The sequence below is a fragment of the Streptococcus sp. HMSC10E12 genome (assembly GCF_001807855.1).
Lineage (GTDB): Bacteria > Bacillota > Bacilli > Lactobacillales > Streptococcaceae > Streptococcus > Streptococcus salivarius.
In genome coordinates, this window is record NZ_KV791092.1 from 1 (window position 1) to 15,994 (window position 15,994).

At 38.6% G+C, this 15,994-nt stretch carries 14 protein-coding genes and 1 riboswitch; of the genes, 11 read left to right on the forward strand and 3 right to left on the reverse strand.

Annotation, left to right across the window (positions count from 1 at the left end):
- Positions 1 to 45: 45 nt before the first annotated feature.
- Both HMPREF3112_RS05680 and trkA read right to left on the reverse strand, forming a co-directional pair.
- Positions 46 to 1,485 carry a TrkH family potassium uptake protein gene (locus tag HMPREF3112_RS05680; RefSeq protein WP_022496358.1) on the reverse strand — a complete coding sequence of 480 codons (1,440 nt, stop codon included), beginning with the start codon at positions 1,483 to 1,485 and terminating at the stop codon, positions 46 to 48.
- Positions 1,486 to 1,491: 6 nt separating this feature from the next.
- Positions 1,492 to 2,841, reverse strand: a complete 1,350-nt coding sequence (gene trkA / locus HMPREF3112_RS05685; RefSeq protein ID WP_022496357.1) for a Trk system potassium transporter TrkA — start codon at positions 2,839 to 2,841, stop codon at positions 1,492 to 1,494.
- A 290-nt stretch (positions 2,842 to 3,131) separates the two neighbouring features.
- Between trkA and HMPREF3112_RS05690 the strand changes: the two genes are divergently transcribed.
- The 6 genes from HMPREF3112_RS05690 (at position 3,132) to HMPREF3112_RS05715 (ending at position 8,946) form a co-directional block, all read left to right on the forward strand.
- Entirely contained in the window at positions 3,132 to 3,641 is a 510-nt protein-coding gene (locus tag HMPREF3112_RS05690; protein ID WP_002883735.1) for a tRNA (cytidine(34)-2'-O)-methyltransferase, read from the forward strand.
- Positions 3,642 to 3,727: 86 nt separating this feature from the next.
- A riboswitch (FMN riboswitch) is annotated at positions 3,728 to 3,850 on the forward strand.
- An 80-nt stretch (positions 3,851 to 3,930) separates the two neighbouring features.
- The gene (locus tag HMPREF3112_RS05695; protein WP_048673885.1) at positions 3,931 to 4,488 is read left to right on the forward strand and encodes an ECF transporter S component; all 558 of its coding nucleotides are present in this window, start codon (positions 3,931 to 3,933) and stop codon (positions 4,486 to 4,488) included.
- Between the two features lie 2 nt (positions 4,489 to 4,490).
- A complete protein-coding gene (locus HMPREF3112_RS05700; protein WP_048673883.1) occupies positions 4,491 to 5,141 on the forward strand; it encodes a phosphatase PAP2 family protein in 651 nt (216 codons plus the stop codon).
- Between the two features lie 177 nt (positions 5,142 to 5,318).
- Complete coding sequence (locus HMPREF3112_RS05705) at positions 5,319 to 6,218, forward strand: helix-turn-helix transcriptional regulator (RefSeq protein WP_037610642.1); 900 nt, start codon at positions 5,319 to 5,321, stop codon at positions 6,216 to 6,218.
- 174 nt (positions 6,219 to 6,392) lie between these two features.
- Positions 6,393 to 8,489, forward strand: coding sequence for a peptide cleavage/export ABC transporter (locus tag HMPREF3112_RS05710; RefSeq protein ID WP_048673880.1), 2,097 nt, complete (start codon positions 6,393 to 6,395; stop codon positions 8,487 to 8,489).
- Between the two features lie 124 nt (positions 8,490 to 8,613).
- Positions 8,614 to 8,946, forward strand: coding sequence for a DUF805 domain-containing protein (locus tag HMPREF3112_RS05715; RefSeq protein WP_014633880.1), 333 nt, complete (start codon positions 8,614 to 8,616; stop codon positions 8,944 to 8,946).
- A 51-nt stretch (positions 8,947 to 8,997) separates the two neighbouring features.
- Here HMPREF3112_RS05715 and HMPREF3112_RS05720 read toward each other — a convergent pair whose 3' ends face one another.
- Entirely contained in the window at positions 8,998 to 10,392 is a 1,395-nt protein-coding gene (locus HMPREF3112_RS05720) for a DUF4153 domain-containing protein (RefSeq protein ID WP_239682162.1), read from the reverse strand.
- Between the two features lie 386 nt (positions 10,393 to 10,778).
- Here HMPREF3112_RS05720 and HMPREF3112_RS05725 point away from each other — a divergent pair, with 386 nt between their 5' ends.
- The 5 genes from HMPREF3112_RS05725 to HMPREF3112_RS05745 all read left to right on the forward strand — a co-directional run bounded on the left by HMPREF3112_RS05725 (position 10,779) and on the right by HMPREF3112_RS05745 (position 15,875).
- Positions 10,779 to 11,627, forward strand: coding sequence for an amino acid ABC transporter substrate-binding protein (locus HMPREF3112_RS05725; protein ID WP_014633606.1), 849 nt, complete (start codon positions 10,779 to 10,781; stop codon positions 11,625 to 11,627).
- 159 nt (positions 11,628 to 11,786) lie between these two features.
- On the forward strand, positions 11,787 to 12,689 hold the full coding sequence (locus HMPREF3112_RS05730; RefSeq protein WP_070438600.1) for a MetQ/NlpA family ABC transporter substrate-binding protein: 903 nt from the start codon (positions 11,787 to 11,789) through the stop codon (positions 12,687 to 12,689).
- 60 nt (positions 12,690 to 12,749) lie between these two features.
- Positions 12,750 to 14,123 carry a M20/M25/M40 family metallo-hydrolase gene (locus HMPREF3112_RS05735; RefSeq protein WP_002883790.1) on the forward strand — a complete coding sequence of 458 codons (1,374 nt, stop codon included), beginning with the start codon at positions 12,750 to 12,752 and terminating at the stop codon, positions 14,121 to 14,123.
- On the forward strand, positions 14,116 to 15,183 hold the full coding sequence (locus HMPREF3112_RS05740) for a methionine ABC transporter ATP-binding protein (protein ID WP_014633888.1): 1,068 nt from the start codon (positions 14,116 to 14,118) through the stop codon (positions 15,181 to 15,183). Before HMPREF3112_RS05735 ends, HMPREF3112_RS05740 begins: the two co-directional genes overlap by 8 nt.
- Positions 15,183 to 15,875 carry a methionine ABC transporter permease gene (locus HMPREF3112_RS05745; protein ID WP_013990052.1) on the forward strand — a complete coding sequence of 231 codons (693 nt, stop codon included), beginning with the start codon at positions 15,183 to 15,185 and terminating at the stop codon, positions 15,873 to 15,875. Before HMPREF3112_RS05740 ends, HMPREF3112_RS05745 begins: the two co-directional genes overlap by 1 nt.
- Positions 15,876 to 15,994 lie beyond the last annotated feature (119 nt).

Here is a 15,994-nt window from a genome sequence, read left to right on the forward strand (position 1 = left end):
AGTGGTTTTACCCACTACAGAAATTATAGAGCCGTTTTTCTATGCTTAAGTTTTTGACCAAGTTTTTGGTAGGAAGAGGAGTAATAAAGGATAGATTTCCAAACGTCCTGCAATCATAGCAAATCCCATGATAAGCTTAGATAAAGGACTGAAAATAGCAAAGCTATCACTCGTTCCAAGTAATGGTCCAATGTTGTTAAAGGTTGAAGCAGCAGCACTTGTCACAATCAAGAGGTCTTGATTATCCAGTGACAAAACAGTGACTAAACTTAGTATAATGAGTACATATACAGCTAGGTATTTGAGAACACTGTGCTGCGTTTCTTTATCGAGAACACTTCCATTAATATGAAGTGACAGGATACGATTAGGATAGAGGCTAGCCAGGGTCTGATTTCGTGCAATCTTAGCAATAATCATAGCACGGATAACCTTGAAACCACCAGCTGTAGAACCTGCTGACCCTCCGATAAACATCAGGAGGAGTAGGATATACTGAGAAAAGAGTGGCCATTTGGTAATATCTGTCAGACCAAAACCGGTTGTTGTGATGATAGTTGACACTTCGAAAAATGAGTATTTGAAAGAGTCAGCCAAATTGTGGTAGATTCCAAAAATATTGAGGATAATTAAACCAGTTGAAATAGCCACAATCGCAAAGTAGGTACGTAGTTCTTCATCTTGGAAGAAAAACTTGATTTTGCGAAGGAGGATATAGAAATAAAGGTTGAAGTTAACCCCAAAGAGTAGGGTACCAACAGTAACCACATAGGTAATCAGATCGCTGTGGTAGTGGGCGATAGAGTCATTATAGACAGCAAATCCCCCAGTACCTGCGCCCCCCATAGCAGTGATGATACTATCAAAGATTGGCATACCGCAAAGCCAGAGAATAACAGCAAAAATAACGAACATGGTTAAATAGATGATGTAAAGAATTTGAGCTGTATTTTTGAGCTTGGCCACGACCTTACCAAAAACTGGACCAGGCACCTCTGCACGCATAACCTCATGGTGACCATTTTTACTGTTGTTCATGATGGCTAGGGCAAAGACCAATACCCCCATCCCTCCAATCAAGTGGGCGAAACTTCGCCAGAAGAGGAGGGAGTGGGTAAGTACTCCAGTATCTGTGAGAATAGTAGCCCCCGTGGTTGTGAAACCAGAGCTCATCTCGAAGAAGGCATCAATGACACTTGGAATCTGACCAGCAAAGACGAAGGGCAATCCTCCAAAGAAGGACCAGAGCACCCAACAGAGGGCTACAATAAGCATCCCTTCTTTGGTGTAAATATGGTAGTTCTTCGGTTTAAAGAGAGTACCAAGTACTCCGAGAAAGAGGAGAATCCCCATCGTACCCAAGATGCTGGCAAATACTTTGGCATCTTCTTGATAAATGAGGGCAACGATAAGTGGTACAACCAAGAGAGCAGCCTCAATAAGCAGAAGCTTGGCAATAAGAAAACGGACAATAGATCGATTCATGGCAGCTTACCTCTTCAACAAGTCGTAAATATGAGTTACATTTTGTAAGAGTGTAACGATCACGATTTTATCCCCAATAGCGAGTCTGTCTTCTCCCGTTGGGAAAATAGATTTTCCATTGCGAATAATAGCAGCGATAAGGACACCATTAGCAAATTCAAGCTCAGAAAGTTTCTTCCCAGCGATTTTGTTGTTTTCCTTAATTTGGAATTGCAAGGTTTCGATACGACCATTAGCCACATGGTGAAGGGCATCGAGGCTAGAATCTTTAGCATTATAACGCCCACGGACAAAGTGCATTACAGTGTCAACGGCAATACTCTTAGGTGTGACAATTGTTGTTGTCTCACGTGTATCGATAATCTCTAAAAGACTGGTACGGTTGACTTTAGTAATATTCTTGTGAATACCAAGGCTTTCGAGGAACATAGAGGTGATGATATTTTCTTCATCTACTCCAGTTAGGGTAGCTACGGCATCATAACTGGATGCACTTTCCTCGAGAAGAAGGTCTTTAGCAGTACCGTCACCTAAGATAACAGAAACTTCAGGGAAGACCTGACTAAAGGTTTGTGCACGGTCCATTTTTTGCTCAATCAATTTGACCTTAATACGATTGTTTTTCAAGATATTGAGCAAGTAGTAGGAGATACGTCCAGCACCAATCAACAAAAGTTTTTTGATGCTTTTTGGTTTGATGTAACTGTGGAAAAGCGCCATATCAACACGTTTACCAGTGACATAAATCTTATCCCCAATTTGCATGGTAGCATTCCCATCTGGAATGATGAGTTCACCTTGACGGTCAATCGTACAAACTAGAATATTGCCGAATTTCTTACGGAATTGTTCCATTGTCATACCAGACAATTGGCTATTTTCAGTGACTTTAAATGCCATCAGGATAACACGTCCGTTAGCAAAGGTTTCTACTGATAGAGCATTTGGAAATTCAACCGTATTGGCAATATAGCGAGCGGTTAAAAGTTCAGGGTTTACGACCAATGAGAAGCCAAGGAAGTTTTTATCCTTGAAATAAGCATTAGAGTATTCTGGGTTACGCACACGAACAATAGTTTCTTTGGCCCCCATTTGTTTAGCCAGAACGGCTGAAATCATGTTTACTTCATCTTTATCAGTCATAGCGATAAAAACATCGCAGTTGTTAACCTCGGCTTGTTCTAAGATTTTGAAATTGGCCCCATTACCAGCAAAGCCCATCACATCGTAACGTTTGCTGAGTCGTTTGAGGACCTCTTCTTTTTCTTCAATTAAAATAACATCGTGCTTCTCTTCAACAAGAGAACGACAGAGTGCGGTACCGACTTTACCGGCACCTACGACAATAATACGCATGAGTTACCTCCAAATAATCATTACTATGATACTCTATTTTAGCGGAAAAATCACCCTTTTCGGCTAGCTTTATCAACTGTTCTTATTTAAAGTGAATAATGAAGTTATAAAAGTTACTTTTTTTCTTAAAATAGTGTTGACTTTTACACTAGAAGTGCTAAAATATATTCAAAGATTCGTTATTTTAAATCTAACCTGTCATGATTTAAGCTAATGAACGTCTACAACCATGTCGTCTGCTGAGCTTGACTCCGGGCGACATGGTATTTTTTATGTCTAGGAGAATTGAGATGTCACGTAATCATATTGTCTTGTTTGAACCTCGCATTCCGCAAAATACTGGGAATATCGCTCGTACCTGTGCAGCGACTAACAGCCCTCTTCATATCATTCGTCCTATGGGATTTCCAATTGATGACAAGAAGATGAAGCGTGCAGGCCTTGACTACTGGGATAAACTTGACATCACCTACTATGACAATTTGGCTGATTTTATGTCTAAAAATCAAGATGGCCGTTTGCATTTAGTCACGAAGTTTGCAGATAAGACTTATTCAGACGAGAATTATGCTGATGGCGGAGACCACTATTTTATGTTTGGTCGTGAAGATACGGGTCTGCCTGAAGATTTTATGCGTGAGCATCCTGAAAAAGCTATTCGTATTCCGATGAATGATGAACATGTGCGTAGTCTAAATGTGTCCAATACTGTTTGTATGATTGTTTATGAAGCACTTCGTCAGCAACAGTTTGCGGGGTTAGAGTTGAGCCATCGTTACCAGAATGATAAATTAAAATAGAGACTATTAATAGTCGTTGACTATCATTTGATTAGAAATCTATAAATCGAAAGCCTTGTCATCAAGGCTTTTTTGTGTTAATCTTAAAGGGTCTTCAGGGCAGGGTGAAATTCCCGACCGGCGGTGATTCTATGGATAAGTCCGCGAGCGCAAGCTGATGAGGTGCGATTCCTCAACCGACAGTACAGTCTGGATGGAAGAAGACCAGTCTTTTTGCGTAGTCTTTTTTGACATAGGCAAATACATTGGGAACTTCTTTCAAATTGTTAAAATTTGGAGGAATTTTTTTATGACAAACACACGTAAATTGGCTTATATTGCCATTTTATCCGCAGTTTCATTCTTATTGCTTTATTTTTCATTTCCATTGATTCCAGCAGCAGATTTTTTGAAGGTTGATTTTTCAATCCTTCCAGTTCTTATCGCCTTGGTTATCTTTGATTTTAAGAGTGCTATTGGCGTTCTCTTACTTCGTTCATTGTTGAAGCTCTTGCTAAACAATGGTGGTCCAGGATCAATGATTGGACTTCCTATGAATTTCGTTGCTCTAGGAGTCTTTGTTTGGGGCCTAAGCTATTTTTGGAAAAAGAATCAAACGAGTAAGAATTATATTCTTGGATCTGTTTTGGGTACTGTCTTGCTTACAGTTGTTATGGTTATTCTTAACTATATTTATGCAGTACCACTCTATGCTAAATTTGCCAACTTTGATATTGCGCAATTTATAGGTCTCTATAAATACCTTTTCGCTATGGTAGTACCTTTCAATTTACTTGAAGGTTTGATTTTTGCGCTAGCCTTTGCTTTGATTTATGCTCCACTTAAGTCTATTCTAGTAAAATTATAAATATGAAACACAAACACACACATTATACTTATGCTTCTTTTGCCTTATTGTTATTTGTTGCTCTCGGTTATATGGTTAAGTTCTATCCTGAAGCCTTGACAGGATTTGATAGCAACATTCAAACTTGGGTTCGAGGAGGATTACCAGCAGGATTGACACGCTTTTTTAAAACGATTACCATGCTTGGGAATACGCCTGTACAGGCTATTATTGCAATCGTAGCAGTCATCTGGCTTTATCTACGTCAGTATAAATCAGAAGCTATCTTTGTGGGAGCCAGTGGGCTTCTCGCTAGTATCTTGATTGTAAGTTTGAAGTATATTTATCAGCGTCAGCGCCCATCAATTACGCATTTAGTGCATGCTAGTGGTTATTCTTTCCCTAGTGGTCATTCTTTGGGAACTTTTATGATTCTTGGAGCAATTGCCATTGTCCTTGCTCAGCGTTTGGAGAAAAAAGAATCTAAAATAGTAGTTTATGCTATTAATGGACTTCTGATTTTCCTTGTTGGACTTTCGCGTATTTATGTGGGTGTTCATTATCCAACAGATGTTTTAGCTGGCTTTACCTTAGCCTTTGGTTTGCTTAATGCGATTTATCCAACTTATGACCGCATTCGCTTTGAATGGCGATTCCAAAGTAAACAGAAATAAAAAAACATGTAGTTTTGAACTGCATGTTTTTTGATACAAAGGAAGGTCTTTCCTATATAAAATGTATAAAAATAGCTTATTTTCACTATTGTTCTGTTAAAAATGCATTAATTGTATATTAATTATATTATAATTATGATATAATGTTTTTAAAATTTCGAAATAAAGGAGTGTCTCTTGAACATAAAAGACAGCATTGGACTAAGAATCAAAACTGAGCGTGAACGCCAGCAGATGTCACGTGAAGTGCTATGTTTAGATGGTGTGGAATTGACTGTTCGTCAGTTAATTCGCATTGAAAAAGGGGAGTCGCTCCCGTCTTTGGATAAATTATCTTATATTGCAAAACGTCTAGGAAAAAATATGTCTGATCTATTGGATCATGACAATATTACCATTCCTGACGAATATTATGAGATGAAGAATCGTTTGATTAAGTTTCCAACGTACAGAAATCCAGAAAGAATAAAGTCTAAACTTGCCTTAATTGAGGAAGTCTATGAGAAATTCTTTGAACTTCTTCCAGAAGAAGAGTTGTTAACTCTAGATATTTTGGAAAATATTTTGAGTTTTACTAATTGGGAGGAGAGCCCAAAGGTTGAAGAAATATATGAAGACTTGTTTGAACAAGTCAAAAGGAAGAAGAAATTCTCAACTAACGATTTATTAGTTATTGACTATTATTTCTTCCATCTCTATGGAAGAAAACAGTTTGACAAAAAACTTTTTGAAAGGATTGTAAAGAGAGTATTAAATCAGGAAATTTGGACAGACGATGTCTATAATATTGTTTTATTTAATGATTTGATGGCTATCGCTGCTTTGAAGATTTTTCACAATTCCTTTTCAGACTTCTTAACAGTTGTGGATAAAGCATTAGCCGTTATAGAAAAATCACAATTCTATAGCTATAAACCTAGTGTTTTTGTTCTCAAAGCTAAATATGAACTTCTGCATAAGGGAAATAAGAAAAAGGCTGCAGAGAATTACGATAAGGCCATAATGTTTGCTTCCGTTTTAGAAGACTCGGTTTTAGAAGAAAGTATAAAAGCAGGGAAAGCGGCAGATGGTTTATAGAAATGGTGGTGACATAAATGTCACTACTTTTTTAATGGTTAAATGTTTACTATAGAAACATAAATAACAGTTAAAAGGAGTTTTATTTTGAAAAAGCTAAATTTATTTACACTATTCTCACTACTTATCACTATCTTGCCTTATTTCACAGGTTGTCTTTAATAAGGAGTCACCATGTCAAAATATCCATATATTTCACAGGTTGATCAGCGTGATTGTGGTGTCGCTGCCTTGGCCATGATTCTTAAACACTATGGTTCATCTTATAGTTTAGCTTATTTGCGGGAATTGGCTCAGACTTCTCGTGAAGGCACTTCTGCGCTTGGTTTGGTGGAAGCGGCTAAGCAGTTGGGTCTTGAAACTCAGGCTATTCGTGCGGATTTAGACTTGTTTAAACAAGAAAGCCTATCTTATCCTTTTATTGCACATGTGGTTAAAGAAGGTGGACTGCAACATTATTATACAGTGTTTGGTCAAATCAAAGGGAAGCTTGTTATTGGTGATCCAGATCCTAGCAAGAAGGTCATTAAAATACCCTTAGAGGAGTTTGCCAAAGAGTGGACGGGAGTTGCTCTCTTTTTTGTTCCGGGAGAAACCTACACTAAATACAAAGAAGATGTGCCTGGGCTTCTTTCATTTTTACCAATTTTGTTTCGTCGTAAGGGTTTGATTGCAGTTATTGTCTTGTTAAGTTTTCTAGTGACCCTTGTTAATATTATTGGTTCTTATTATTTGCAATCTATTATTGACCGCTTGATTCCCCAGGAGGCTTACACTCTTCTGACCATGATTTCGCTAGGCCTATGTATCTCTTATCTAGCTCAACAATTATTTACTTTTTTCAAAGATTATCTTCTACATCGATTGGGGAATTACTTGTCCATTGCTGTCATTCTTCCTTATATTAAGCATGTCCTTTCCTTACCTATTAGTTTCTTTAGTTCACGTCGTACTGGTGAAATCACGTCACGTTTTGGAGATGCCAACACTATTATCGATGCTCTAGCTTCAACGATTTTATCAATTTTCCTAGATGTGACCATTGTGATGACTCTAGCTGTGGCCCTTATTTTACAAAATCAGTCACTTTTTGTGATGACACTCACGGTAGTTCCTCTTTATGTGTTAATCATTTTGGCCTTCTATAAGCTTTTTGAAAAGGAAAATTATCAATTGATGGAGGCAAATAGTCAGGTCAATACCGCTGTTATTGATGATTTGCGAGGCATTGAAACCTTAAAATCCTTGAGAGTTGAAGAGAGACGGTATCAGGAAATTGAGGTGAAATTCCATGACTATTTGAAGAAGTCTTTGTCTAAGGCTAAGTGGCAATTAACGCAGGATGGTTTAAAGACAGGGGTTCAGTTAGTTTCCAATGTCTTTATCCTCTGGTATGGGGCACAATTGGCCATGGAAGGACAGCTATCTGCAGGTCAGTTGATTACCTATAATATGTTGCTGAATTATTTTACAACTCCTTTAATTAATATTATCAATCTCCAATCCAAAATTCAGCAAGCCAAAGTAGCCAATAATCGTCTTCAAGAAGTTTATGTTGTGGATAAGGAAGAAAAAGGAAAACTTAAAGAGTTATCCTTTAAACAACTTGCTCTTAAGGGTATCAGTCACCGTTTTAGTTATCAGCAAGAGACGCTTAGTAAGATTGATTTAACGATTCATAAGGGTGAGAAAATCGCCCTCATGGGTAAAAGTGGATCTGGGAAAACGACCTTAGCGAAAATGTTGTCGGGTTATTACACAAAATCTAGTGGTCATGTAACCCTAGATAAAGATGCTATTGGCCATGCGGAGCTGCGTCAAATGGTGACTTACGTTCCCCAGCAGACCTATGTGTTTACTGGAACCATTTTAGAAAATCTGCTGTTAGGATTTGAAGGAGAAGTTGACGAGAAAGAGCTTCTTAAGGTTTGCCAACAAGCTGATATCTTAGAGGATATTCAAAAAATGCCACTAGGTTTTCAGACCCAAGTATCTGAGGATGGTGGTCTATCTGGTGGTCAAAAACAACGCTTGGCGATAGCGAGGGCCCTCTTGTCGAAGCAGCCTATCTTGATTTTTGACGAAGCTACCAGTGGTCTCGATAGTGATACTGAAAGCAGGGTCATGGCTAATCTTACTAAGATTAAACGAACAATGATTTTTATTGCTCACCGCAATAGTGTCCGTCAACATGTCAGTCGTGTGGTGACCATGGTGAGTGGCCAGATTGAGTCGGACAGTCCTAATTTCAATCCATTCCAGTTTATTTAAAATAATCTTCATATTATATATGTAGAATTATATATGTAGAAAACTTAAGTAGTCTAAATATTCACATCTTGCACCTATCTCCTTAATATAGTATACTGGTAGCATACTATTAAGAGGTGTAAACATGTTAGAGGCATATAAAAATTTTTGGTTAGGCTATATTGATTTTTATGGTCGTACAAAACGATCAGACTATTGGTGGGTTGTCTTGATTAATGGAGTTATTGGTACTTTAATTTTCCTACTGATGGACTTCCTTGGAGAAACAAAGGCTGCTGGCTTTACATTAACAGCTTTCATTTTATTTATAGCAGCAACGGCGCTTCCTACCATTTCTATGCAGATTCGTCGTCTACGTGATGCCAATTTCAATGTTGCATGGATTGTATTAAAAGCGACACCACTACTGGTAGTGCTTTGGGTGATGTATGCCTTTCCTACAAGAGATTCAAAATAACTCCAATATAAAAAGAGTGAAGCTAGTTAATCTAGTTCCACTCTTTTTTTCTTATAAAATAAAGTTACCTAAGAGGTTAACGAGGGTAAAGCTGATAGTTGCATAAAATATAGCGAGACGAGTTGCCTGAATAGGTTTATAGAGTCGAATAAGTGTTAGGACACACCAAATAAAGAGTACTGTGACAAACCAACCTGACAATAAGCGACGTGGCGTCACACCATAGAGTGCCATATAAACGCCAAAGAGTTTCCAGCCAGCGATAAGGGCAAAGAGGCTAGCAAAAGTAAAGAGTAGGGTGCTTAAGAAACGAAGCCCTTTGTGGGTGAAGAAATTTTCTTTAGAAAAAATGTAAAGTCCAGCTAGGATTCCTAAGTTGAGGGTAGAAACTCGAACCAATTGCCAGAAGCCTTGAACCGCAATATGTGAGGCTTGATGAGCTGGAATGCTGGCTTGGTTGAGAGAAAGGAGTTCTCCCATTTGACTAGTGGCAGTTAATATGAATAGGGCATAAGTGAAGCAGAGGCTTCCGAGTACGATATAAGCTGCTACTTTTGGGAACTGACGGGTCGCTTTAAGATGGCCTTCAAATCGTTTTTGACTGAGTGGCTTTTCCTTAACTAAATAGACTGCTGCAAGTTGAGCAAAAAGCCCTAGAGTCAGAGGGATACTGGCTATTAAACGAGAGAAAAATAATCCGCCGTCCTTGAAGTTGAGGGTGAAATCAAGTAGAGAAGTTAGTGTCTGGAAGAACTGTCGCCAAAGTTGGCCGAAAGCAGGTAAGACCTGACTAAGCTGACTAGCAACGAATATAGTCAGTACCAAGGCAATAATGATACTAATAAGAATCATCCATTTGTGGTTCTGAACTGCGTGTTTTTCTTCTTGGGAGAGCTCTTGTTTAGGTGCAGTTTTATAGAGTAGTGTCCAGGCTCCAATGAAGAAATATTTCAGTGGGAAGATGCAACTGGTATAAATGAGATCTGTCCAAACCATAATTCCCAAACGGTCCTGACTACTTTGTCCGGTACGTGCCATTAAGTAAAGGAGGATACTTGCATGAAGGCAAAGAATCTGAGCGCTGCCCCAGTTGTCGTGCAGACCCCAGAGACTAATTTGCAAGCCTTGGAGGAGACTAGTGACCATAAATATTCCCGATTCAAGTCGCATTCCCTTTGCTTTTCCACCTAATAGGCGACAGCCTAGCTCAATCGTACTGATCAAGACAAGGGTTGCTGGAAGGGCAAAGGAAAAATGGGTCAAGTAAGTGACATACAGGAAGCAGGACACAAGACAGGCGACAATCAGTCCCTTAATTTTCCAAATGTCTTTTGTTGAAAAATGTTCCAAGAATTTCTTGGTTTTGGTTTGAAGACTAGTCTTTTCATCGGAATATTCCTGGGAGACTAGCTGTAAATCAGTAGTGTAGTTATTTGTTTCCATCATAATTCTCCTTTTGGATGTTAGTCCAAAAAAGACTTTATCATAAAAAACGTTTGACTTTGTTACCCAACTGTAAAATTACTAAAAATAAGTTCATAGACTTAGGTCTGGAGAATGAGTTGGAAAAATAGGCGAGAAAAAATATTATGCTCACATTGAATGATAGATTGTACAGGCTATATTGTCAGAAACAGTCAAATACTAAAGAAAGCTTTTTATAGATTAACGGTTTGTGTCCATTCTTAGATATTGGAAATGACTTTTTCTTTGTCAAACAATTGATATTTTTAGGTGATAGTATTTTCTTATCACCTTGATTATGTTTAAGTATTAGTTAAGCTTAGTGAATTCTGTTACAATAAAAACAATCAATCTCAAAGGAGAGTATTATGAAACTTAAAAAAATTCTTGGAATTACAGGTGTAGCCATTGCTTCAGTAGCTTTGCTTGCTGCATGTTCATCTAAATCATCAAAAGAAGCCTCTAAATCTTCAGGTGCTAAAGAAACAATTAACTTTGCCACTGTTGGGACAACAGCACCATTCTCATATGAAGAAAACGGTGAATTGACTGGTTACGATGTGGAAGTGGCTAAAGCTGTCTTCAAAGACTCTGACAAATATGAAGTGAAATTCCAAAAAACAGAATGGTCTTCAGTCTTCACAGGTCTTGACTCAGCTAAATACCAAATGGCTGGTAATAATATCTCTTACTCAGAAGAACGTGACCAAAAATACCTCTTCTCATATCCAATTGGTACCACACCAGCTGTTTTGACTGTTCCAAAAGATAGTAATATTAAGAAATATGATGATATTGCTGGACACTCAACGCAGGTTGTTCAAGGAACATCGACAGCGACACAATTAACTGAATTTAACGATAAACATTCAGACAAGCCAGTTGAACTTAACTACACAAATGAAAATATTACACAAATGTTGACAAGTTTAAATGAAGGCAAGTACGACTTCAAGATCTTTGATGCACCAACTGTTAATGCAATCATCAAAAATAATAAATTGAGCAACTTGAAGACTATTGAGCTTAAATCTGATCAACAACCATACATCTACTTCTTGTTCGCAGATAACCAAAAAGACCTTCAAAAATTTGTAAACAAACGTTTGGAAGAACTCCAAAAAGATGGTACTTTGGCTAAGTTGGCTGAAAAATTCCTTGGAAATAAAGACTATATTCCAACTAAAGACGCTTTGAAAGTTCCAAGCAAAAAATAAGAAAGGAGCTGGGAATGATTCTCAGCTTTTTCATATAATTAAAATCTAGGACACGTTATAGTTAAAAACTATAGAGATATACAATTATAAACAATTTGCTACAATTCTCATCCTATGGGATAATAATTTTATACTTAAAACAATTAAAGGGAGTTCGTTATGAAACTTAAAAAAATTCTCGGAATTACAGGATTGGCAGTCGCTTCAACAGTAGCTTTGGTTGCTTGTGGTGCTGGTGGTAATAAATCAGCTAAAGATGATAAAACTTTGACAGTTGGTATCATGACTTTGGATGATACAACTGAGCCATTGTGGGATAAAGTTAAAGAATTGGCTAAAGACAAGGGTGTTACTATCGAGTTGAAAGAGTTCACAGACTACAACCAACCAAATGAAGCCCTTAAAAACGGTGAAATCGATGTTAATGCTTTCCAACACATTTATTTCTTGAACAACTGGAACAAAGAAAATAAAGGTGATGTTGTTGCGGCAGCTGACACACTTCTTAGCCCAATCCACCTTTTCTCAGGTACTGAAAACGGAAAAGCTAAGTATAAAGATGTTAAAGAGCTTCCAGAAGGAGCTACAATCTCAGTACCTAACGATGGTACAAACGAAAGCCGTGCTTTAACACTTCTTCAAACAGCTGGTTTGATTAAGTTGGATGTTAAAGATGGTGAATTGGCAACTATCAAGAACATTTCTGAGAATCCAAAGAAATTGGATATCAAAGAAATCTCAGCTGAACAAGCTGCCCAAACGCTTTCATCAGTAGATGCAGCGGTTGTTAATAACTCATACGCACAACAACAAAACGTTAACTATGATACAACTCTCTTCCAAGAAGAACCAAGTCAAGATTTGAAAGATTGGGTTAACATCATTGCAGCTAATAAAGATTGGGAAAAATCAAATAAAGCTGATGCTATCAAGACTTTGATTAAAGCCTACCAAAACGATGAAGTAGCACAAATCATCTATGATGCATCTAACAAGGTTGACCTTCCAGCATGGAAAGGTGCCCCAACACAAGATCAATTGAAAGCTAATTCAAAGAAATAAGCTAAGGACAGAGGGCGTGTGAGAGCACGCCATTTTGTCGTGTATGAAGGAGACGATTTGATGGCATTTTCAAGTGAAGAAGAGCAGTTACGAAAATTTCGTAACGATGAAATTGCTCAGCACTATTTTGAAGTCTTGCGGACTTTGATTTCTAAAAAATCTATTTTTGCTCAAAATATTGGTCTCTATGATGTGGCTGCTTACCTTGGTGAGATTTTCTCTGGTGTTGGTGCAGAGGTGACAATTGACGAGACCTATACGGCACCTTTTGTCTTGGCAAAATTCAAGAGTCCAAATCCAGATGCGAAAACAATTATTTTCTATCAACACTATGATACGGTTCCTGCGGATAATGATCAGCCATGGACAGATGAACCTTTCCGTCTGACAGTTCGTAAGGGCTACATGTATGGTCGTGGTGTTGATGATGATAAGGGGCATATTACAGCTCGTTTGACAGCCCTGCGGAAATATATTCGAGAGGTTGGCGACCTTCCTGTAAACATTACATTTATGATGGAAGGGGCTGAAGAATCTGCATCAACCGATCTTGAAAAGTATTTGGAAAAATACCGAGATGACCTGCTTCCAGCAGACCTATTGGTTTGGGAGCAAGGAAATCGAAATAGCAAAGGTCAATTGGAAATCACAGGGGGCAACAAGGGAATTATTACCTTTGACTTGTCTGTCGAGAGTGCTGATGTTGATATTCATTCTAAGTTTGGTGCCGTGATTGAATCGGCTTCATGGTATTTGCTCAATGCTATCTCAAGCATGAGAGATGATCAGGGACGTATCCTTATCGACGGCATCTATGAAAAGATTGTCCAACCAAACGAACGAGAGATGGATCTTATTGAAACTTATGCCATTGAAAATGCAGATAGTCTTCGTAAGATTTACGGCTTAAAACTACCCATTTTAGAAAGTGACCGCCGAGCTTTCTTAAAAACTTACTATTTTGAACCTGCCCTTTCCATTGAAGGTATTTCAACAGGTTATCAGGGGCAAGGGGTTAAGACTATCTTACCAGCTCAAGCTAGAGCTAAGATGGAGATGCGTTTGGTCCCTGGCTTGACGCCGGAGTACGTTTTGGAGTGTATCAAGGCACACCTCAAAAAAGAAGGATTTGACCGTATCAAGGTAACCTTCACTCTTGGTGAAGAAAGTTATCGAAGTGATATGTCTGATCCGGCTATTGTCAATGTTATTGAGTTAGCAAAAGGCTTTTATGAAGAAGGTGTTGCTGTGCTTCCAACGGCAGCAGGTACGGGGCCTATGCATATGATTCATCAGGCTTTGGGTGTTCCTATGGCAGCCTTTGGTATAGGAAATGCCAACAGTCGTGACCATGGTGGGGATGAAAATGTCAGCTTAGCAGATTATTACACCCACATTGAACTAATTAAGGAGTTAATTGCAAGTTATGAGTAATGTCATTATTGATTTGAAAAATATTGATATCACCTTTACGCAGAAACGCCGCACTATTCAAGCGGTTAAGGATGTGTCTATCCAGATTGAAAAAGGTGATATTTATGGAATTGTTGGTTATTCAGGGGCTGGTAAATCTACCCTTGTGCGCGCAATCAATCTTTTGCAAGTGCCTACCGCTGGTAAAATCACTATCGGTAAAGATGTGACTTTTGCAGATGGTAAGGTCCAATTGTCGACAAAAGAATTACGTCAGAAACGTCAAACGATTGGGATGATTTTCCAACACTTTAACCTTATGGCTCAAAAGACGGCTTATGAAAATGTAGCCTTTGCTCTTCGTCATTCTAAACTAAGCAATGAAGAGAAAGACAAAAAAATTCGTGGTCTTTTGGAATTGGTTGATTTGGCTGATCGTGCGGAAAACTACCCTGCACAATTGTCAGGTGGTCAAAAACAACGTGTGGCGATTGCCCGTGCCTTGGCTAATGATCCTGAAATCTTGATTTCAGATGAGTCTACATCAGCCCTTGACCCTAAAACAACTAAGCAAATTCTTTCACTTTTGCAGGATTTGAATAAAAAGCTTGGTTTGACAGTGGTTATGATTACCCACGAAATGCAAATTGTTAAAGATATTTGTAACCGTGTTGCCGTTATGCAAAATGGTCAACTTTTGGAAGAGGGTAGTGTCCTTGATATCTTCTCAAATCCTCAAGAAGATTTGACACAAGAATTTATTGAAACTGCAGCAGGGATTGAAGATGCCTTGGCTAAGATTAATGCACAACCTTTGGTGAAAAACTTACCAAGCTCAGCCCTTCTCGTTCAACTTAAATATGCTGGTTCTTCAACAGATGAGCCACTCTTGACCGAACTTTTCAAAGAGTACGGAGTTTCAAGTAACATCCTTTATGGTAACGTTGAGATTCTAGGTGATACTCCTGTTGGTGAATTGGTCGTTGTCTTGGATGGTGAGGCAGATAAGGTTCTTGCTGCTCAAAAAGCGATTGAAAATGCAGGTGTCAGCTTGCAAGTACTTAAGAAAGGAGCCCAATAATGGCAGATTGGATTCAACAAAACTTTCCAGATATTTATCGTATCGGTATGCAGGGGGTTAATTCTTGGCCAGACGCCATCTATGCGACTCTCTACATGACGGTTATTTCCTTCATCATTGGGGGACTTCTTGGTCTTGTTATGGGGCTCTTCTTGGTATTGACAGGTCCTCGTGGCGTTATTGAAAATAAATTTGTTTTCCAAATCTTGGATAAAATCACTTCAATCTTCCGTGCCATTCCTTTCATCATCCTCTTGGCGATTTTGAAAGGCTTCACTTACTTTATCGTGGGGACTAACCTTGGTATGACAGCTGCCTTGGTTCCATTGTCAGCTGCAACCTTCCCATTCTTTGCACGTCAAGTACAGGTGGTACTTGCAGATCTTGACCGAGGCGTTATTGAAGCAGCACAAGCTAGTGGTGCAACACTTTGGGATACGATTAAGGTTTACCTTAGTGAAGGGCTACCTGAGTTGGTTCGTGTATCAACCGTAACTCTGATTTCCCTAGTCGGTGAAACTGCCATGGCCGGTGCTATCGGTGCAGGTGGTCTAGGTTACATCGCCATCTACTATGGATATAACCGTTCAAGTACATCAGTTACCATTTTGGCAACTTTCTTGATTTTGATTTTGATTTTCCTTATCCAATTCTTGGGTGATTTCTTGACTCGTAAATTGAGTCATAAATAGGATTTGAGAGCCTGTTTGCTACAGGCTTTTCTCATGTCTTGACGATTTCAGATATTTATCATAGTATGGAAGCTATCGAATGCTTTATGGTTGACTAACCATAAAAAAGGAGTTAATGA